The organism is Kribbella sp. NPDC051936 (assembly GCF_040680955.1).
In the GTDB taxonomy this organism is placed as follows: domain Bacteria; phylum Actinomycetota; class Actinomycetes; order Propionibacteriales; family Kribbellaceae; genus Kribbella.
The window spans coordinates 297,210-316,075 of record NZ_JBFAXS010000004.1; the positions used below are offsets into that span (position 1 = coordinate 297,210).

Annotated in this window: 16 protein-coding genes; 10 read left to right on the top strand and 6 right to left on the bottom strand. The window is 70.2% G+C overall.

What is annotated here, in order from left to right; all coding sequences use genetic code 11:
- The first annotated feature begins 46 nt into the window (after positions 1-46).
- The 4 genes from hisF to AB0L64_RS15405 all read left to right on the top strand — a co-directional run bounded on the left by hisF (position 47) and on the right by AB0L64_RS15405 (position 4,051).
- Complete coding sequence (gene hisF, locus AB0L64_RS15390; RefSeq protein WP_363710758.1) at positions 47-808, top strand: imidazole glycerol phosphate synthase subunit HisF; 762 nt, start codon at positions 47-49, stop codon at positions 806-808.
- A gap of 2 nt (positions 809-810) precedes the next feature.
- Entirely contained in the window at positions 811-1,581 is a 771-nt protein-coding gene (locus AB0L64_RS15395; protein WP_363710759.1) for a MarR family transcriptional regulator, read from the top strand.
- Positions 1,582-2,045: 464 nt separating this feature from the next.
- Positions 2,046-2,468, top strand: a complete 423-nt coding sequence (locus tag AB0L64_RS15400) for a MarR family winged helix-turn-helix transcriptional regulator (protein WP_363710760.1) — start codon at positions 2,046-2,048, stop codon at positions 2,466-2,468.
- Positions 2,468-4,051, top strand: a complete 1,584-nt coding sequence (locus AB0L64_RS15405) for an MFS transporter (RefSeq protein ID WP_363710761.1) — start codon at positions 2,468-2,470, stop codon at positions 4,049-4,051. Before AB0L64_RS15400 ends, AB0L64_RS15405 begins: the two co-directional genes overlap by 1 nt.
- Here the strand turns inward: AB0L64_RS15405 and AB0L64_RS15410 are convergent.
- From AB0L64_RS15410 to dacB, 5 genes are all read right to left on the bottom strand, one after another.
- A complete protein-coding gene (locus tag AB0L64_RS15410; RefSeq protein ID WP_363710762.1) occupies positions 4,048-5,304 on the bottom strand; it encodes an MFS transporter in 1,257 nt (418 codons plus the stop codon). The genes AB0L64_RS15405 and AB0L64_RS15410 overlap by 4 nt on opposite strands.
- Entirely contained in the window at positions 5,301-5,885 is a 585-nt protein-coding gene (locus tag AB0L64_RS15415) for a helix-turn-helix domain-containing protein (protein ID WP_363710763.1), read from the bottom strand. Before AB0L64_RS15415 ends, AB0L64_RS15410 begins: the two co-directional genes overlap by 4 nt.
- Before the next feature lie 146 nt (positions 5,886-6,031).
- Positions 6,032-6,943, bottom strand: coding sequence for a GNAT family N-acetyltransferase (locus AB0L64_RS15420; RefSeq protein WP_363710764.1), 912 nt, complete (start codon positions 6,941-6,943; stop codon positions 6,032-6,034).
- 29 nt (positions 6,944-6,972) lie between these two features.
- Entirely contained in the window at positions 6,973-7,923 is a 951-nt protein-coding gene (locus AB0L64_RS15425; protein WP_363710765.1) for a GNAT family N-acetyltransferase, read from the bottom strand.
- Positions 7,924-7,964: 41 nt separating this feature from the next.
- Positions 7,965-9,518 (bottom strand): D-alanyl-D-alanine carboxypeptidase/D-alanyl-D-alanine-endopeptidase, encoded by a 1,554-nt coding sequence (dacB, locus tag AB0L64_RS15430; RefSeq protein WP_363710766.1) that lies wholly within the window; start codon positions 9,516-9,518, stop codon positions 7,965-7,967.
- A 147-nt stretch (positions 9,519-9,665) separates the two neighbouring features.
- On the opposite strand from dacB, the gene AB0L64_RS15435 reads away from it, so the two are divergent.
- The 4 genes from AB0L64_RS15435 to AB0L64_RS15450 are packed head-to-tail and all read left to right on the top strand — an operon-like array spanning position 9,666 to position 14,488.
- Positions 9,666-10,964: a family 43 glycosylhydrolase gene (locus tag AB0L64_RS15435; RefSeq protein WP_363710767.1), complete on the top strand. Its 1,299-nt coding sequence runs from the start codon at positions 9,666-9,668 to the stop codon at positions 10,962-10,964.
- Positions 10,965-11,022: 58 nt separating this feature from the next.
- A complete protein-coding gene (locus AB0L64_RS15440; RefSeq protein ID WP_363710768.1) occupies positions 11,023-13,128 on the top strand; it encodes an alkaline phosphatase family protein in 2,106 nt (701 codons plus the stop codon).
- Positions 13,129-13,142: 14 nt separating this feature from the next.
- Positions 13,143-13,907 carry an MBL fold metallo-hydrolase gene (locus tag AB0L64_RS15445; protein ID WP_363710769.1) on the top strand — a complete coding sequence of 255 codons (765 nt, stop codon included), beginning with the start codon at positions 13,143-13,145 and terminating at the stop codon, positions 13,905-13,907.
- Positions 13,904-14,488: a VTT domain-containing protein gene (locus AB0L64_RS15450; RefSeq protein ID WP_363710770.1), complete on the top strand. Its 585-nt coding sequence runs from the start codon at positions 13,904-13,906 to the stop codon at positions 14,486-14,488. Before AB0L64_RS15445 ends, AB0L64_RS15450 begins: the two co-directional genes overlap by 4 nt.
- Here the strand turns inward: AB0L64_RS15450 and AB0L64_RS15455 are convergent.
- Positions 14,474-15,115, bottom strand: coding sequence for a TIGR03085 family metal-binding protein (locus tag AB0L64_RS15455; protein ID WP_363710771.1), 642 nt, complete (start codon positions 15,113-15,115; stop codon positions 14,474-14,476). The two genes, AB0L64_RS15450 and AB0L64_RS15455, sit on opposite strands and share 15 nt — an antisense overlap.
- A 93-nt stretch (positions 15,116-15,208) precedes the next feature.
- On the opposite strand from AB0L64_RS15455, the gene AB0L64_RS15460 reads away from it, so the two are divergent.
- Positions 15,209-17,065: an ABC transporter ATP-binding protein gene (locus AB0L64_RS15460; RefSeq protein WP_363710772.1), complete on the top strand. Its 1,857-nt coding sequence runs from the start codon at positions 15,209-15,211 to the stop codon at positions 17,063-17,065.
- The gene (locus AB0L64_RS15465) at positions 17,062-18,858 is read left to right on the top strand and encodes an ABC transporter ATP-binding protein (RefSeq protein ID WP_363710773.1); all 1,797 of its coding nucleotides are present in this window, start codon (positions 17,062-17,064) and stop codon (positions 18,856-18,858) included. The genes AB0L64_RS15460 and AB0L64_RS15465 overlap by 4 nt, the downstream gene beginning before the upstream one ends.
- Positions 18,859-18,866: the final 8 nt, after the last annotated feature.

Below are 18,866 nucleotides of genomic sequence, written 5' to 3' on the forward strand. Positions count from 1 at the left end.
GACAGCTTCACCTGGCCGAGACATGCGGCTCGGTACGCTTGGCCGCGTGAGTCTTGCTGTGCGGGTCATTCCCTGTCTCGACGTCGACGCCGGCCGGGTGGTCAAGGGCGTCAACTTCGCCGATCTGCGCGACGCCGGAGATCCGGTCGAGATGGCGCAGGTGTACGACGCGGAGGGCGCCGACGAGCTCACCTTCCTCGACATCACCGCGTCGTCGGGATCGCGCGAGACGACGTACGACGTGGTCCGGCGGACCGCCGAGCAGGTGTTCATCCCGCTGACCGTCGGCGGCGGCGTGCGCGAGGCGACCGACGTGGACCGGCTGCTGCGGGCCGGCGCGGACAAGGTCGGCATCAACACCGGCGCGATCGCGCGACCCGACGTGATCCGCGAGATCGCACACCGCTTCGGCAACCAGGTCCTCGTCCTGTCCCTCGACGTACGGCGGTCCGCCGACCAGCCGAGCGGCTTCGAGGTCACCACGCACGGCGGCCGGACGTCGGCCGGCCTGGACGCGATCGAGTGGGCGCAGCGCGGCTGCGAACTGGGCGCCGGCGAGATCCTGCTCAACTCCATGGACGCCGACGGGACGAAACAGGGCTTCGACCTGGAGCTGATCAAGGCAGTCCGCGCGGTCGTCGACGTCCCCCTGATCGCCAGCGGCGGAGCCGGCGCCCCGGACCACTTCCCACCAGCAGTCCAGGCCGGCGCCGACGCCGTCCTCGCCGCCAGCGTCTTCCACTTCGGCGACTTCCGCATCGCCGACGTCAAGAATGCCCTCCGCGACGCCGGAATCGTGGTCCGCTGACCATGCAGACCAACCACCCAAACCCCCACCAAACACCAGCCAAGCAGACGCTGGGGAAGCCGGCGTCGCGCGAGCAGGCGCCCGTCGGCCAGGCGCCGGTTGAGCAGGCGCCGGAGAAGCACGCGCCGGAGAAGCACGCGCCGGGCGAGCGGGCGTCGGTTGAGCAGGTGCAGGGCGTGAACGCGGCTGGGGAACAGGGGCTGGGCGAACAGGTGGCGGGCGCGAAGGTGCCGGGTGAGCAGGTGCCAGGCGAGAAGGTCCGGGGCAAGAAGATGCCGGGGGACCAGGAACCGCGTGAGCAGGTGCTGCGGGAGGATATGGCGGGGGAGCGGTCGGAGGTGTTGGTTGCTGCGATCGAACTGGAGTTGTCCGCGTTGTTCCGCCGGTCGCGCTCCGCGTCGCTCCGGCTGGCTCGCCGCGTGCACCCCGAGATGGACGCCGCCGGGTACGCCCTGATCTCGCAGATCGAGCTCGGCACCGGCAGCGGAGCCGGCGTCCGCGCGTCCGACGTCGCGCAGGTCCTAGGCCTCGACAAGTCGACCGTCAGCCGCGGCATCACCCAGCTCGAGAGCCTCGGCCTGATCGAACGCGTCGGCGACCCGGACGACGGCCGCGCCCGCCTGCTCCGCCTCACCGCCACCGGCGCCGAACGCTACGAAGCCATGCGCACCCAACGCCAAACCGAGTTCCGCGCCATCCTCGACCGCTGGAACCCCACCGACCTGGCCGACCTCGGCCGCCTCCTAACCCGCCTCAACACCGACCTCGGCTGACCCACCCCTCGCGCGCCCCGCGCGCGTGCTGGCGCCCGGCGCAGACGGACAGCTCGACAGGTAGTGCACCGCGAGACGCTGTACGCTCGGGCCCCAATCACGCTCAGGTGCACTACCCGGCCGGCGGACACCTCCTGTCGAGCTGTACCCCGCACATGGCTCGGACTCGCCGGCAGCCTGAGCCTGCTTGCGGGCCCGCGCAGGCGAGCGAGCTGGGGAGGATTGCTAACCCGATTCGGGGGTGAAATCCTCCCCGGCCTGGCGGTGGCGTAGCCACCGTCGAGCGCATGGGGTTGGCCCAGTGTCACTGAGTGCGATGCTTTGTCCACAGGGTGTGCATATGGTTGTGGAAACCAACCAATTGGGTATATAGTTGGGTTATGCAACTAGCTCAGCAACCCCTTGTCCCGGGGGTAGAGCGGGATGCGGCGGCTCAGGAACTGCTCGAAGGGGTCAGTTCTCTGGTGCGCGCCGTGCGGTGTATCGAGCATCGGCATCTGGCGAACGACGGCGGTCTGCGCCGGTCGGACGCGAGTGTGCTCAAGGTGCTGATGAAGGACGGTGAGCAGCGCGGCGGAGAGATCGCCGGGAAGCTCGGTGTCGACGCGTCGGTGGTGAGCCGGCAGCTGACCGCGCTGGAGGCCGACGGACTGGTGAGCCGTCGGCCGGACCCCGCCGACGCGCGGGTCGGGCTGGTCAGCCTGTCGCCGCACGGCAAGGCCCAGCTCGAAGCGCTCTACTCCTCCTACACCCGGCAACTGAGAACCGCCTTGGCGGACCTCGACGACGACGCGCTCATCGCGGCCGCTGCCACCATGCAGCGGGTCGCGTTCGCGATCACCGAGGCCAACAAGGTCGTGAGGCGAAACCCCAAGACTGGAGACTGATGACTGTCACCGAGACCCGGCAGCAGCAAACGCCCGCTGCGCCGGAACTCACCCACAAGGAGATCCTCGAGATCCTGATCGGCCTGCTCGCCGCGCTGTTCACGGCGATGCTGAGCTCGACGATCGTCAGCAACGCCCTGCCGACGATCATCGCCGACCTCGAGGGCTCCCAGACGCAGTACACCTGGGTGCTCACGGCGAGCCTGCTGGCCACCACCGTGTCCACCCCGATCTGGGGCAAGCTCGCCGACCTGATGAGCAAGAAACTGCTCGTCCAGGTGGCGATCTCGGTCTTCGTGATCGGGTCGGCGCTGGCCGGCCTGTCCCACAACGTGCCGTTCCTGATCGGCGCCCGCGTGCTGCAGGGTCTGGCGATGGGTGGTCTGATGGCGCTGGCCCAGGCCATCATCGGCGCCGCGATCCCGCCCCGGTCGCGCGGCCGGTACTCCGGGTACATGGGTGCCGTGATGGCGGTCGCGACCGTCAGCGGCCCGCTGATCGGCGGTGTCATCGTGGACACGTCGTGGCTGGGCTGGCGCTGGTGTTTCTACGTCTGCGTCCCGCTGGCCGTGGTCAGCCTGGTGATCCTGCAGAAGTACCTGCACCTGCCGGTGCTCAAGCGTGAGGTCCGCATCGACTACCTCGGCGCGGTGCTGATCAGCATCGCGGCCAGCCTGCCGCTGCTGTGGGTCACGTTCGCGGGCACGGACTTCGCCTGGATGTCCTGGCAGTCCGCGCTGTTCGTCGGCGGCACGCTGCTGGTCGGCTTCCTTGCTGTCGTGGTAGAGAACCGGGTGGCCGAGCCGCTGGTTCCGCTGAAGGTCGTCCGGGAGCGCACCACGGCGCTGGCGATCGTCGCCAGCCTCGCGGTCGGTGTCGCGATGTTCGGCAGCGCGCTGTTCCTCGGGCAGTACTTCCAGATCGCCCGCGGCTACAGCCCGACCGAGGCCGGCCTGCTGACGATCCCGATGATGCTCGGTTCGTTCGTCGGATCGGCGGGATCCGGCCAGCTGATCACCCGCTACGGCAAGTGGAAGCGGTACCTGGTGTCCGGCGGGATCCTGCTGCTCGGCGGTCTGCTGATCCTCGGCACGATCGACCACGCCACGCCGTACTGGCTGGTCGGGCTCGGCATGCTGGCGCTCGGCCTCGGGACCGGTATGACGATGCAGAACCTGGTGCTCGCGGTCCAGAACACCGTCGACGTCACGCAGATCGGCGCGTCCTCCGCGACCGTCGCGTTCTTCCGCAGCCTGGGCGGTGCGGTCGGCGTCTCGGCGCTCGGCGCGGTGCTCGCGGCCCGGGTGAAGGACCTGATCGTCGCCGGTGTCCTGGCCGGCCCGAACGGCGCCGAGGCCGCGCGCAAGCTGCAGGAGGGCGGAAGCGGTACGAGTCTGCTGGACGTCAACCACCTGCCGCCGCAGCTGGCCGAACTGGTCCGGCACGCGTACGGCGACGCGACAGGGCGGATCTTCCTGATCGCCGCGGCCTGCGCCGTGGTCAGCCTGGTCGCGGTCGTGTTCATCAAGGAGGTCCCGCTCCGCAAGACCGTCGCCAAGGTGGACGTGGCGGAAGACCTTTAGAGGCTGGGTGGTTCGAGACCGTCCAGTGAACGGGTGCGGATGATCGGTGAGCCGATCAGCCACAGAATGGCGAGCAGGCCGCCGGCGGCGGAGACGAGGAGGGTTTCGCGGACACCGATCCAGGTGCCGAGGAACCCTCCGACGACCGCGCCGAGCGGCCTGATGCCGTAGTTGATGCTGCTGAACGCTCCCGCGACGCGGCTGCGCATGTGGTCGTGGACGACCGCGGCCTGCAACGAGTTCAGCGGTACGTCGAAGCACATCACCGCGAACGCCCCGACGAACTCGGCGACCGCCAGCGCGACGGCCTTGGTCCACGTCGGCCCGCCGGCGAGCGCGGCGATCGCGATCGAGCCGGGGAACACGACCGCACCGACCGCGATCACCGGCCCCGCGCCGAACCGTTTGCTCAACGGGGATGCGGTGACGGCGCCCAGCAGCCCGCCGGTCGCACCGACGCCGAACGCGACACCGATGACGCCCGCCGAAAGGCCGAGGTTCCGGCTCGCGAAGAGCACCAGCAGCGCCATGCTCATCAGGTTGAAGAAGTTCACCGTGGTGGCGCAGCCCAGGCTGCGGCTGAGGTACGGGTGCTTGAGCACGTACCGCATTCCCGCACCGGCCCGGCGCAGCAGCGGTTCGCTGGACTCCTCCGAGGCCCCCGGCTCGACCTTGAGCCGGCTGATCTGGACGGCCGAGAACACGAAGGTCAGCGCGTCGACGACGATCGCGACCGGCGCGGTCAGCCACTGCACCAGCAGACCACCCACGGCCGGTCCGCCCATGAACGAGATCGACCGCGTCGCGGACAGCTTGCTGTTCGCCTCCAGGTACTGGTCGCGGTCGACGAGCCGGACGAAGAACGACGCGTACGCCGTGTTGAACAGGACATGCGCCGTCCCGGCCAGGATCGCGATCACATACAACTGGCCGAGGCCCAGCAGATCCAGCCAGTACGCGACCGGCAGGGTCAGCAGCAGGACCGTCCGGGCCAGGTCCGCCGCGATCATCAGCGGCCGCTTGTCCCGGCGGTGGTCGACCCAGGTGCCGATGAACAGGGACGCGATGTTCGGCAGCCACACCGCCGCGGTCAGGAACCCGACCTGGCTGGGGGAGGCGTCGAGCAGCGTCACCGCGATCAGCGGCAGGGCGAGCTCGGTGATCCGGTCGCCGAACTCGGAGACCGTCTGGGCTGACCAGAATGTCCGGAACCGCTGGACGCGCCACAGGCTGGTGGCGGGCAGGGTCTTCATGGTGCCTCCGGCAAGGAGATGCGCAGGTGCCGGACCGGGCGGGCATCGTCCGGTACGTCGCCGGCGTCGCGGCGCTGGACGTAGGGAGCCAGCAGTTCTTCGATCGCGCTCTCGATCGCCTCGGCCTCGGCGAGCGTGAGCATCAGCAGCGTGTTGGCGGATCCGGCCAGCCGGCTCCACTCGGGGTCCAGGTTCGGCTCGGTCTCGACCAGCCACTGCTGGGCCGCTTCGAGCACCTGGTTCATCATCTCGGTCCGCAGCAGGCGGCCGGCCTCGGTGCCTTCCGGGGTGTCCGGCATCTCGTACCGGAAGCCGCGGGCGGCCGCGTCCCACCAGCGCTGCCTGCGGTCCGTCCCGCTCGGCGGCGGTACGTCGACCACCAGGCCGAACTCGGCCAGGTGCCGCAGGTGCCAGCTGGTCACCGAGGGGGAGGCGCCGACGTGCTCGGACAGCTGGGTGGCCGTCGCCGGCCCGTGCTTCTGCAGATAGCTGAGCGCGGCGAGCCGGACCGGATGCGCCAACGCACGCATCGCCTGCGGGTCGGTGATCTCGAAATCGCCGTACGGATTCCTGAGAGACATGTTTCGAGAGTAATCTCTCAGATCTCGGATCGGCAAGACCTCGCCAGCTCGACAGGAGGTGTCGGCTGATCGGACCGGATCGCCGGGGCGCTCAGGCGGGGACCTGGCGGCAGTGGGCGTATACGCCCTGTCGAGCTGGCAGGGAGTCAGGCGCGGACGGTCTTGCTCCAGATGTCGCTGATCAGGTCCGCGCGCATGCCGGCGCCGGTGTAGAGGGCGACGGCCGGCGTCGGGTTGCCGGCGTCGACGTGCAGGATCGTGCCGCGGCGTCCGGCGGCGGCGTCGATCGCGAAGGCGTTCCGCAGCAGGAACTTGGCCAGCCCGCGGCCGCGCGCGGACGGCACGACACCGAGCCGCCCGACGTACCCGCAGTTGTCGGTGCTGACGAAATTGTCGTTGCACTCGGTCATCCCGGCGGCCAGCCCGTCGACCTTGGCGATCGTCACCTGCGACCAGTCGAACGTCGACCGGCTCTCCCGCGACGCGGCCCACTCCTCGAACGGCCGCGGCTGCGTCCCGGGCTGTGTCGCGAACGCCTCCATCAGTACGGCGTGCGCCGCCCGGCGGCTCGCCTCGTCCGGAGCACCCCGCCGTACGACGACGCCGTCCGGTACGGCGGGTGGCGGGACCGGGCCGTCGAAGGTGATCCGCATCCGGTGCGTCGACGTACTGATGGCAAACCCGTGCGCGGCGACCGCCGCGGCGAGTCGCTCGTCCTGACGGATGACGCCCACACGCACCACGACCTCGCGACCGGTCTGCGAGCCGACCTCCGTGGCCCGGCGCTCGACCTGTTGCAGGAGCCAGTCGAGGACCGCCGGGTCCTCGCTCAGGATGTCGACATTCACGTGCGTGCCGCCGGTGATCGCGACCGCGGTGGCCGAACCGGCGAACTCGCCGGCCGGCCCAGCCACCATCCAACCGTCCGTCGCGGGATCGATCCCTGGATCCCGCAGGTAGTTCGCGACGTCCTCAGGACTGTGTTTCGGAAAGCCGAGCAGTGCCGACGTGTAGGCGCCGGACCGCTCGGCGATCACTGCGGCGTCCTCCTGCCGCATCGGGCGCACGGTGTGACCGGCGGGGAGGTTCACACGCTCACCTCGCGCCGCCAGACCTCCATCACCAGCACCGGCTGCATGCCGACGGACAGGTACACGCCGAGCGCCGGGGTCGGGTTGTTGGTGTCGACATGCAGGATCGTGCCGGTTCGTCCGGCCGCCGCGTCGAGCGCGAACTGGTCGCGCAGCAGGAACTTCGCCAGCCCTTTGCCGCGAGCCTTCTCGAGGACGCCGAGGCGGCCGACGTAGCCGCAGTTCTCGTCCTCGACGAACTGGTCGTTGGACAGCCGCAGCGCCACCGTCTCGCCGTCGAGCTCCAGCAAGGTCAGTTGCGACCAGTCGAACGCGGAGTGATTCTCCTGCGCCGCATGCCATTCCTCGAACGAGCGCGGTGAGAAGCCGAACTGGCCCTCGAAGCTCGCGTTCAGTACGTCGTGTGCCGCGCGTCGGGTGGCTTCGTCGGGGGCGCCGCGGCGCACCGTGATGCCCTCGGGAACGTCCGGCACCGGGACTGGTCCGTCGTGGTCGATGCGCATCCGGTGGAACGTCGTACCGGACTGGAATCCGTGGTTCGCGAGGCGTTCCGCGCGGGCGGTGTCGGCGCGGTAGTTCACTGCGTCCAGCTGGACGGAGGCGTGCCCGTCGGCCCGGGCGAACTCCTCCGTACGCCTCAGGACGTTCTGCAGGAGGTACGTCTCGACGGTCAGGTCCGCGGTCACCACGTCCAGGTCGAGCTGGCTGTGGTCACCTTTGCCGAAGATCGAGCCGTAGCCCACGAGGCGGTCGCCGTCGAAGACCAGCCAGCCGTCGGTCTCCGGGGCGAAGCCGGGTTCGGTGAGTTCGTCCTCGGCGTCCTCGAGGGTGTAGTCGGCGAAGCCGACGACCGAGGTGTTGTAGGCCGACACCAGGTCCAGGACCGCCTGCGCGTCCTCCTTCGACGGCGGGCGGACGGTGTACGACGATGGGAGTACGGCGGTCATTCACACATGGTGATGAACGACCGCCGTACTGGCCAACTCAATTAGCAGGCCTTGTCCCACTCCAGCTCACACGTGGTCTGCGCGGTGCGCAGGCTCGACGTCGCGGCCGGCGGCGCCTGGTCGGACCAGGAGGCGAGCGTGACGCCGACGGCGTCCTCGATCGAGCGCGGGCTGACCAGGTAGTTGTTGCTGATCATCGAGAACACCAGCTTGCGCCCGTCCTTGTTCGTCACGTATCCGGACAGCGACGTGACGCCCGTGAGCGAGCCGGTCTTGCCGTGCAGGTTGTTGGCGGCCGGAGTGTTCCGCATCCGGCTGCGCAGCGTGCCGCCGACGAACCGGTCCGGGTTGCCGGCGATCGGCAGGGCGTCGTACCACTGCTGCCACCACGGCTCTCGCTGGGCGCCGATCAGGACATCGGTGATCGCGTCGGCGGTCACGTTCACCTTGCGGGACAGCCCGGAGCCGTCGGACAGGCGGATCCGGCTGGTGTCGACGCCGATGCTCTTGGCGTAGTCGGTGATGACGCCCAGCCCGGTCGGCCAGCTGCCCTCGGCGTCGACGACCGCGCCCATCGCCTTGACCAGGGTCTCGGCGTGCATGTTGTTCGACAGCTTGAGGAACGGCGTCATCAGTTCGCCGACGGTCATCGACTCGTCGCGTGCCAACCGCGCCGCGGTCGCCGGGGTCGCCGCGTTCTTGATCCGGCCGCTCACCGTGATGCCCTGGGCGGCCAGCGCGCGCCGGAACACGTCGGCGGCGTACAGCTCCGGCTCCCAGACCGTCACCCACTCCTGGCCGACCGACGCGTCGAGCGGCAGCGAGCCGGTCACCCGCACGACGTTCGTGCCGTGGTCACGCTCGATCGTGAGCGTGTTCGACGAGCCGGCCGCGCCGGTCGTGGCGGTGTTGACGAGCGTGATCGCGCCGTTCGCAGGGACCAGGTTCAGCTTCACCGGCGCACCCGCGGCGGCGCCGGGGCGGCTCTCGACGATCGCCGTACCGGAGTCGTAGTCCGTGTTCGGCGCGAGCGTGAGCGCGGAGATCTGGGCGTTGTAGTAGAACGGCTCGTCGTCCCAGGCCCAGCTGTCACCGAGCCGGACGTGGTCGAAGTACGTGTCGTCCGCGATCAGGTCGCCGTACACCCGCCGGACACCGGCCGCCTTGAGCTGCTGGGCCAGGCCGGCGTAGTCGGACTCGAGCGCGGTCGGGTCGCCGTACCCCTTCAGGTAGAGATTGCCGAGCAGTTGTCCACCGCGGACGGGTGCGGTGGCGAGGACGTCGGTGTGGAAGCGGTACGACGGGCCGAGCACGTGCATCGCGGCCGTCGAGCTGAACAGCTTGGTGTTCGACGCGGGCAGCATCCGCTGGCCGCCGTTGCGGTCGTACAGCGTCTCGCCGGTGGCCGCGTCGCGGACCACGAGCGCGACCTGCGAACCGTCGTACCGGCTGTCGTTCAGCAGACCGTCGAGCTGCTGCTGTAATGCAGTCGCTTGTACTGCGGTAGGCGCCGCGACGGACTGGGTGACGACGCCACCCACCGCTGCTGCGACCGCCGCGACCGCGGCGATCATCCCTCTCGGTAAACGACTCACGAGGCACTCCCTCAAACCAGGCGGAAACCAACTAGCGGGAGTCTCCACCCAAGGTTCCTTCGGGTCCAGCGATTGAGGCCTCGCGTTTCAGGTGAATCGATGTAAAAGTTGGCTCCACAGGTAACCGCCCCACCTGAGGAGTCACCCATGAAACGACTTCTGGCAGCGTTGCTCGCTGTCTTCAGCCTGACCGCCGTTCTCTCGCCCACGGTCCACGCCGCCACCACGGCGGCCGTCTTCCCGAGCGAGATCATCGGCGAGAACTTCCCCGACCCGGACCTCTTCGAGCAGAACGGCACCTGGTACGCGTACGCGACCAACGGCAGCCGCGGCACCCTCCCGGTCGCGACCGCGCCGAGCGCCAACGGGCCGTGGACGGTCCGCGGCGACGCGATGCCCGGCGGCCCGTCGAGCGCCTGGGCCCAGCCTGGCCGCACCTGGGCACCGGACGTCTACCCGAACTCCGACGGGACCTACACGCTCACCTACACCGCCTGGCACAAGGCCTCCGGACGGCAGTGCATCGGCGTCGCCACCGCCACGAATCCGCTCGGCCCGTTCCAGCCCGTCGGCACGGCGCCGTTGATCTGTCCGCTCAACCTCGGCGGCGCGATCGACGCGAACACGTTCGTCGCCAACGACGGCACCCGCTACCTGGTCTGGAAGAACGACGGCAACGCGATCGGTCAGCCGTCGACGCTCTGGCTGACCCGGACGACGGACAACGGCAAGACTCTCGTCGGCGGCAACACCGCGATGCTCACGTCGAGCGGCGTCATCGAGGCGCCCGACCTCGTGCAGCGCGGCAGCCAGTACGTGCTGTTCTTCTCCGGCGGCGGGTACAACGACTGCAACTACCTCACGTCGTACGCGACCTCCAAGACGCTGAGCGGCCCGTGGACGACCGCGTACCGGCCCTTGATGACGACCGCGACGTTCGACAACCACGTCTGCGGTCCGGGTGGCGCCGACGTCGTCGGGGGCAAGGTGTTCGTCCACGGGTGGGTGAACGGCGGCCGGCACCTGTACGTCGCTGACATCGGGTACGCCAACGACTACCCGGTGGTGCGCGGCAGCCGGGTCCGGTACGAGGCGGAGCGCGGGACGCTGAACCACTGCGTCGTCCGGTCGAACGCGGCCGGCGCCTCGGACGGGAAGGTCGTCGCGTACATCGACTACGCCGACTCCTGGGTGGAGAACTCGGTGTTCGCGCCGGTCGCGGGCAGTTACACGCTCCATGTCGGGTACGCCAACGGTTCCGCGTCCACCGCCAGCCACGGCCTCGTTGTCAACGGCAACAATGCGGGATCGGTCAGCTACCCCGTCACCGGCTGGGACAACTGGCAGCAGAGCTCGGTCTCCGTCACGCTGAAGGCCGGCTGGAACACGATCCGGCTGACCAAGGGCACCCTGTACACGGAGGTCGACTACCTCGAGGTGCAGTAAAGCTGTCGCCGCGACCCCGTAGTCTCGTACTGCACAGAGCACTACGGGGAAGCAGGCGATGGCGAAACCACCAGAACAGGTGTCCAAGGCCCGGCGCGGGCGTCCGGTGTGGCTGGACCTGCGCCGGACCGGCCGTGGCCTGCAGGCGATGCTCGTCGGCGGCCTGCTGTCCCTGATCTCGCTGGTGATCACGTTCTGGCTGCTGCCGCAGATCAGCAGCGACGGCCGGCTGCCGATCCTCCGGCTGGTCGTCCTGATGGCGGTCTTCTCGGTGCTGATGCGCTGGGTGCTGGCCGGGGTCGCGGTGCTGATCGGGTCGATCGGCGTCCTGGTCGGCGGCCTGCTGTCACAGTTCGCGGTCGTCTACCTCGGCATCACCGCGGATCCCGGCGTCGACCTGCACGGCGGCGTCGAGGCGCCGCTGCTGGTTGCCATCGTGATGTCGACGGTGAGCGCCTTCGTCGGCTGGGTCGCGTACGCGGGCAGTGACGACGCGTACGTGGCGGAGGTGATGCGGGTCGTGCACCGGCGCGCCCGGCGGATCGAGCCCGCGCCGCGGACCGGGATGCTGATCGTCCAGATCGACGGCCTGTCCGCGCCGCTGCTGAACTGGATGGTCCTGGCCGGCAACCTGCCGAACCTCGGCGGCTGGATCCGGGACGGCAGGCACTCGATGCTCGCCTGGCACACCGGCGTACCGGCCACCACGCCGGCCAGCCAGGCCGGGATCCTGCACGGCGGGTCCCGGCACATCCCGGCGTTCCGGTGGTACGAGAAGGAGACCGGCCGGGTGATGGTCACCAACCGCGGCCGGGACGCGGCGGAGATCGAGGCCCGGATGTCCACCGGGCGCGGCCTGCTCGCCGACGGCGGCGTCAGCATCAGCAACAACTGGTCCGGCGACGCGGACAAGTGCGAGCTCGTGTTCAGTCGCGCCGGCCTGCCGAACAGCCGCAGCCGCGGGTACGTCCGGTTCTTCTCCAGTCCGCAGGGCGCCGCCCGCGGCCTCGTGCTGTGTGTGGCGGAGATGATCAAGGAACTGCACCAGGCCCGCCGGCAGCGGGTCCGGCACCTGGTCCCGCGGGTGAAGCGCGGCGGTGGGTACATCTTCCTGCGGGCCGTGACCAACGTGCTGCTCCGCGACCTGAACGTCTCGCTGATCACCGACGAGCTGGTGAAGGGCACCCCGGTGATCTACTGCGATTTCGTCGACTACGACGAGGTGGCGCACCACGCCGGCCCGACCCGCGCCGAATCGCTGCAGACGCTCGAGGGCCTGGACCGGGTGCTCGGCGCGCTGCAGCGGATCATCGACACCCTCCCGCACTCGTACGAGATCGTCGTGCTGTCGGACCACGGCCAGAGCCAGGGCTCGACATTCCTGCAGCGGTACGGCCGGACCCTCGCCGAAGTGGTCGACGACCTGGTCGACACCACCAAGGAGCCGGTCCAGGCGGTCGGCAAGTCGGAGGGGTGGGGCCCGGTCAACGCGTTCCTCACCGAGCTGAGCATGCGCCGCAGCGTCGCCGGCTCCGTGACCCGGCGGGCGCTGCACGTGAAGACCGGCGAGGTGGAGCTCGGCCCGAAGGACTGCGAGCCGCAGCTCGCCGCCGACGAGCAGATGGTGGTGACCTCGTCCGGCAACCTCGCGCTGATCTACCTCGCGACGACGCCCGGCCGGGTGCCGCTGGAGGAGATCGAGCTGCTGCACCCGAAGCTGATCCCGGGTCTCGCGACCCATCCGGGCATCGGGTTCGTCGTGGTCGACTCGCTGGCCGAGGGACCGGTGGCGATCGGCAGCGCCGGGGTCCGGGTCCTGCGATCCGGTCGCGTCGAGGGCGAGGACCCGCTGACGCGGTACGGCGTCCTCGCCGCCGCGTCGATGCTCCGGCAGGCGGAGATGCCGCACAACGGCGACCTGGTGGTGGTCAGCCGGCTCGACGACTACACCCACGAGGTGGCGGCCTTCGAGGAGCTGGTCGGGTGCCACGGCGGGATCGGCGGCTGGCAGACCGAGGCGGTGCTGGTGCACCCGAGTCGCTGGGCGCTGGCCGAGCCTCCCGTAGGCTCCGACGAGGTGCACGAGGTGCTGATCGGCTGGCTGGAGAAGCTGGGGCAGCGCAAGGACCTGGACGAGCCGATCGAGTCGAAGGTGGAGGCCTGAAGCGTGCGAGTGAAATGCGCGTGACGTGGTGGGGGCACGCCACCACCACGATCGAGGCGAACGGCACACGGCTGCTGACGGACCCGGTGCTGACGTCGCGGATCGCCCACCTGCGGCGCCGTCGCGGTCCCGCGCCGGCGCGGGAGGCGAGGCGCTGCGACGCGGTCCTGATCTCGCACCTGCACGCCGACCACCTGCATCTGACCTCGCTGCCGCTGGTCGCGTCGGACGCCGCGCTCATCGTGCCGCGCGGCGCGGCGAAGCTCATCCACGCCGACAGCGGCCCGGAGTACTCGGACCGCTGCATCGAGGTCTCGCCCGGCAACCAGGTCCGGATCGGGTCGCTGGAGATCACCGCGGTCACCGCACACCACGACGGGCGCCGGCTGCCGTGGTCGTCGTACTCCGCGCAGGCCCTCGGGTACCGGGTCGACGGCTCGCCGAGCGTCTGGTTCGCCGGCGACACCGACCTGTACGACGGGCTCGCGGCCGAGGCCGGGTCGGTCGACGTGGCGCTGGTCCCGGTCGGCGGGTGGGGGCCGTCGCTCGGGCCTGGTCACCTGGACCCGGTCCGGGCTGCCGAGGCGGTCCGGCGGGTCGGCGCCTCGACGGCGGTGCCGGTCCATTTCGGGACGTTCTGGCCGATCGGCTGCGACTGGATCAAGCCGGAGCTGTTCCTGCCGCCGGGGGAGAGGTTCGAGGCCGCGATGAAGCAACTCGATCCCGAGGTGAAGGTGAAGGTCCTCGCGCCCGGCCAGTCGATCGAGGTGCCTGTGTGACCGGGGACACCAAGTTCGACCTGTGGTACTTGTTCGCGTTGGCCGGCGCTGTGCTGCTCGGTGCGGTGCTGCCCGTGCTGCCGACGGGTGCCGCGGTGTCGGCGGGCGCCGTCCTGGCCTCCCACAACAACCCGATCGGGCTGGCCGGCGTGCTGCTCGCGGGCGCCGCGGGCGCGTATGTCGGGGACCTGATCGTGTACGCCGGCTGCCGCTTCGGCGGTGAGCGGCTGGCCACACGGGTGGGGTGGCTGCGCAACAACGGGTCGCTGGACTCGCTTCGCGCGCGTTTGTCCGAGCACGAGATCGGCGTGCTGCTCACCTCCCGGCTGATCCCGGGCGGCCGGGTGCCGGTGCTCCTGGCGGCCGGTCTCGCCGGCTACAAGTGGGAGCGGTTCGCGATCGTCGACCTGGCCGCGTCGTCGCTGTGGGCGGCGGTCTACATGGCCATCGGCCTGCTCGGCTACGCGCTCTTCGACGAGCCGTGGCAGGGCGTGCTGGCGGCGATCGTCCTGGTCATCCTGACCACCGTGGTGAGCGGCGTGGTCCAGCGTGCGCGCCGCAACCGGTCACACGCCGAATGACGCGTTGCGGAGCCGCTCGACCGTCTCCGCGTCACCGTCCAGCTGGACGTCGGCGACCTGCTGCCGCCCGAAGCAGAACAGCACCAGCTCGCCCGGCTCGCCCGTCACGGTGACCGAGCCGCGCTCGTTCGGCCGCTTCGCGACGGACGTCGTACCGTCGGGGCGCCGCAGCACCAGGCCGCTCGGCGACTTGCGGGTCATCGACTTCGCGGCCAGCCGCACCGCCTTCCACAGACCGTCCTGCTGCTCGGCGGGCAGCTCGCGCACCTCGTACGCCGGTTGCGCGCGCCGCACGTCCTCGTGGTGGACGAAGTACTCCGTGGTGTTCAGCTGGTGCCCGAGTTTCGGCAGCGCGTAGATCGAGACCGGCGGCGGCCCGTTGCGGACCTTGCCGACCACCTCGGCGAAGCCGTAGCGCTCCTTCGCGCGCCGCATCCGCCGCTCGGTGGTGTCCGCGAGCGCCGGGATCACGATCCCCGGCCCGGCCATCGGATCGGCCTCGCGGACGTACAGATGGACCGCCAGGTCGTAGGCGTCCCAGCCCTCGCACAGGGTCGGGGCGGCCGGTCCGACGGCTTCGAACAGGTCACACAGAGCGAGTCGTTCCACCCGGCTGTAGTCGGTCACAACTCGATCGTAGTTGTCCGTGGCGAGTGGCAGAATGTCAATCGTTGTCATGTCTGAGTCCCATTGATGCACCTGACTGCCCTGGAGCGTGTCTTGCCTGTCCCGAAAGTCCCGGAAAAGGGCAGCGTCACCCGCCGGGGGTTCGCCGTTCTGCGGGTGGCGATCTGGGAGGAGCCGGGGATCTTCGCGCTGTCCGTGCTCGCCGCGATGCTCTACGGCGCCATGACGGTGGCCGGCGGCTGGGCGCTCGGCTGGGCGACGGACCACGTGCTGCGGCCCGCGTTCGAGAGCGGTGAGACCACGGCCGGCGCGATCGGGTCGCTGATCGGCCTGTTCATCGGCATCGCGATCCTGAACGCGATCGGCGTCGTCGGGCGGCGGCTGGGCGCCGGTGTGATGCAGTTCCGGCTGCAGGCGACGTACCGGCGACGCGTCACCCGGCAGTACCTGAAGCTCCCGCTCGAGTGGCACCACCAGCACTCGACCGGCATGTTGCTGTCGAACGCCAACGCCGACGTCGAGTCGACCTGGTTCGTGATCGCGCCGCTGCCGATGGCGATCGGCGTGATCGCGATGCTGGTGTTCGCCACCGTTGCGATGTTCGCCGCCGACGTCTGGCTGGCGCTGGTCGGCTGCCTGGTGTTCCCGCTGGTCTTCGTCGCGAACGTGATCTTCCAGCGGTACCTGCAGCCGCTGGCCACCCGGGCGCAGCAGCTCCGCGCGGACGTCTCCGAGGTCGCGCACGAGTCGTTCGACGGGGCGCTGGTGGTGAAGACGCTGGGCCGGGAGTCGGCCGAGACCGAGCGCTTCCGCGGCCCGACGTACGCGCTGCGGGACGCGAACATCGCGGTGAACAAGGCCCGCGGCCTGTTCGACCCGGTGATCGACGGCCTGCCCCGGCTCGGCGTGCTCGCGGTGCTGCTGGTCGGCGTCGCGCGGGTGCGCTCCGGCGGCGCGGACGCGGGTGACGTGGTGCAGGTGGCGTTCCTGTTCACGCTGATCGGGTTCCCGATCCGGGCGCTCGGCTGGGTCCTCGGTGAGCTGCCGCGGTCGGTCGTCGGGTGGGACCGTATCCAGCGGGTGCTCACGGCCGAGGGCGGCACGGAGTACGGCGAGGAACGGCTCACGTCGACGAAGGCGGCCCGGTTGGAGGTCGGCGGGGTCCGGTTCGGGTACCTGCCGGATCGCGACGTGCTCGCCGGTGTGGGCTTCGCCGTCGAGCCGGGCCGGACGGTCGCGGTCGTCGGCCCGACGGGCGCCGGCAAGTCGACGATGACCACGCTGCTGACGCGGTTGGTGGACCCGGAGCAGGGCGCGGTGAAGATCGACGGGATCGACCTGCGGGACCTGGCCCGGGACGAGCTGGCCGGATCGGTCGCGCTGGTGGCGCAGACCGCGTTCCTGTTCGACGACACGATCCGCGGCAACATCACGCTCGGCGGTGAGTACAGCGACGACGACGTGTGGGACGCGCTGCGGGTCGCGCAGGGCGACGGCTTCGTGAAGGCGCTGCCCGACGGGCTGGACACCAAGGTCGGCGAGCGCGGCACGACGCTGTCCGGTGGTCAGCGGCAGCGGATCGCGCTGGCCCGCGCGCTGGTCCGGCGGCCGCGGCTGCTGATCCTGGACGACGCGACGAGCGCGGTCGACCCGCAGGTCGAGGCGCGCATCCTCGCCGGGTTGCGCTCGGCCGTCCAGGAGGACTCCGGCGCGGCGACCACCGTGCTGGTGATCGCGTACCGGAAGGCGACCATCTCGCTCGCCGACGAGGTGCTGTTCCTGGACGAGGGCCGGATCCTCGCGCACGGCACCCACACCGAACTGCAGTCGTCCACACCCGCCTACCGGGACCTGGTCGACGCCTACGAGAAGGACGCCGAGCGCCGCGAGGAAGAAGCGGAGCTCGCAGCCGACATCGACGACCTGGACGCGGAAGGAGCATCAGCGTGAGTGCGGCCGAAGCCAGCCGTCTTGACCACGGTGACAACGCGGGTGGGCTGCAGACCCTGAAGGACGGCCTGAAGGTCTCGCCGGAGCTCGCCCGCGGGTGGTGGGTGACGGGGATCCTCGCGCTGACGATGACCGCCGGGCGGATCGTCGTACCGATCGCGGTGCAGCAGACGATCGACAAGGGCCTGTCCGGTCCGAAGGGCCCGGACATGTCGTACGTCGCCTGGATGTGCCTGATTTGCGCGCTCGGCGTGATCGTGACGGCCGGCGCGTCGTACCTGACGACCGTGCGGCTCGCCGTCAACTCCGAGCACGGCCTGGCCACCATGCGGATCAAGGCGTTCCGGCACGTGCACGACCTGCCGGTGCTGACGCAGAGCACCGAGCGCCGCGGCGCGCTGGTCAGCCGGGTCACCTCGGACGTGGACACCGTGTCGCAGTTCCTGCAGTTCGGCGGGTTCATCTTCCTGGTCAGCCTCGGGCAGATGCTGCTCGCGACGATCGTGATGTTCTTCTACTCCTGGCAGCTCGCGCTCGTCGTGCTGCTGTGCTTCATCCCGCTGTTCGCGAGCCTGAAGTACCTGCAGCGCGCGATGTCCGCGGCGTACGGCGTGGTGCGGGCCAAGGTCGGCGAGATGCTGTCCGCGATCGCGGAGCCGGTCGTCGGCGCCCAGGTGGTCCGCTCGTACGCGATCGAGCAGCGCACCCAGGACCGGATCGACGCATCGATCGAGGACTACCGCAAGACCGCGACCAGGGCGCAGGCGCTCACCGGTCTGACGTTCTCGATCGGCGGCCTGGCCGCCGGCCTGGCGAACGCCGGCGTCCTGACGGTCGGCGTGCTGCTCGGTGTCGACAAGCAGGCCACGCTGGGTGAGCTGCTCGCCTTCATGTTCCTGGTGGCCCTGTTCTCGGACCCGGTGCAGATCGCGACGCAGGTGCTGACCGACGCACAGAGCGCGTTCGCCGGCTGGCGCCGGGTGCTCGGCGTGATCGCCACGCCCGCCGATGTCGCGGACCCGGGCGAGGACGGCGTACAGCAGGCGCGCGGGCCGATCACGGTCGAGTTCGCCGACGTCGATTTCGCCTATCCCGAAGGCGAGCTGGTGCTGCGCGACGTCGACGTCCGGATCGCGCCGCACCGGCGGGTCGCCGTGGTCGGGGAGACCGGGTCGGGCAAGACGACGTTCGCGAAGCTGCTGACCCGGTTGATGGATCCGACCTCCGGAGCGGTGAAGCTGGACGGGGTCGACGCGCGCGAGATCTCGTTCGAGTCCCTGCGGGAGCGGGTCGTGATGGTGCCGCAGGACGGGTACCTGTTCGACGCGTCCCTGGCGGAGAACGTCCGCTTCGGGCGCCCGGAAGTGACGGATGCGGAGCTGGTTACCGCGTTCGAGTCGCTCGGGCTGACCGAGTGGCTGGAGTCGTTGCCGGACGGGCTGCAGTCGCCGGTCGGTCAGCGCGGCGAGTCGCTGTCGGCGGGGGAGCGGCAGCTGGTGGCGCTGGTCCGCGCGAACATCGCCGACCCGGACCTGCTGGTGCTCGACGAGGCGACCTCGGCGGTCGACCCCGGCACCGAGGTGCGGGTGAACGCGGCGCTCGAGCGCCTGATGGCCGGTCGTACGTCGGTCACGATCGCGCACCGGCTGTCGACGGCGGAGGCCGCCGACGAGGTCCTGGTGTTCGACGAGGGCGAGATCGTGGAGCGCGGACCGCACGCCGAGCTCGTCGGCGCGGGCGGCGTCTACACCCGGCTGCACGACAGCTGGATCGCGCAACGCAGCGCCGTTTGACGCGCTGA

Excerpts from the sequence above, each read along its gene's own strand:
- AB0L64_RS15420 (WP_363710764.1), bottom strand. The coding sequence starts at position 6,943 with ATGCGGCAGGAGGACGCCGCAGTGATCGCCGAGCGGTCCGGCGCCTAC.
- AB0L64_RS15435 (WP_363710767.1), top strand. The coding sequence starts at position 9,666 with ATGAAACGACTTCTGGCAGCGTTGCTCGCTGTCTTCAGCCTGACCGCC.
- AB0L64_RS15440 (WP_363710768.1), top strand. The coding sequence starts at position 11,023 with ATGGCGAAACCACCAGAACAGGTGTCCAAGGCCCGGCGCGGGCGTCCG.
- AB0L64_RS15395 (WP_363710759.1), top strand. The coding sequence starts at position 811 with ATGCAGACCAACCACCCAAACCCCCACCAAACACCAGCCAAGCAGACG.
- AB0L64_RS15415 (WP_363710763.1), bottom strand. The coding sequence starts at position 5,885 with ATGTCTCTCAGGAATCCGTACGGCGATTTCGAGATCACCGACCCGCAG.
- AB0L64_RS15425 (WP_363710765.1), bottom strand. The coding sequence starts at position 7,923 with ATGACCGCCGTACTCCCATCGTCGTACACCGTCCGCCCGCCGTCGAAG.
- AB0L64_RS15410 (WP_363710762.1), bottom strand. The coding sequence starts at position 5,304 with ATGAAGACCCTGCCCGCCACCAGCCTGTGGCGCGTCCAGCGGTTCCGG.
- AB0L64_RS15405 (WP_363710761.1), top strand. The coding sequence starts at position 2,468 with ATGACTGTCACCGAGACCCGGCAGCAGCAAACGCCCGCTGCGCCGGAA.
- AB0L64_RS15445 (WP_363710769.1), top strand. The coding sequence starts at position 13,143 with ATGCGCGTGACGTGGTGGGGGCACGCCACCACCACGATCGAGGCGAAC.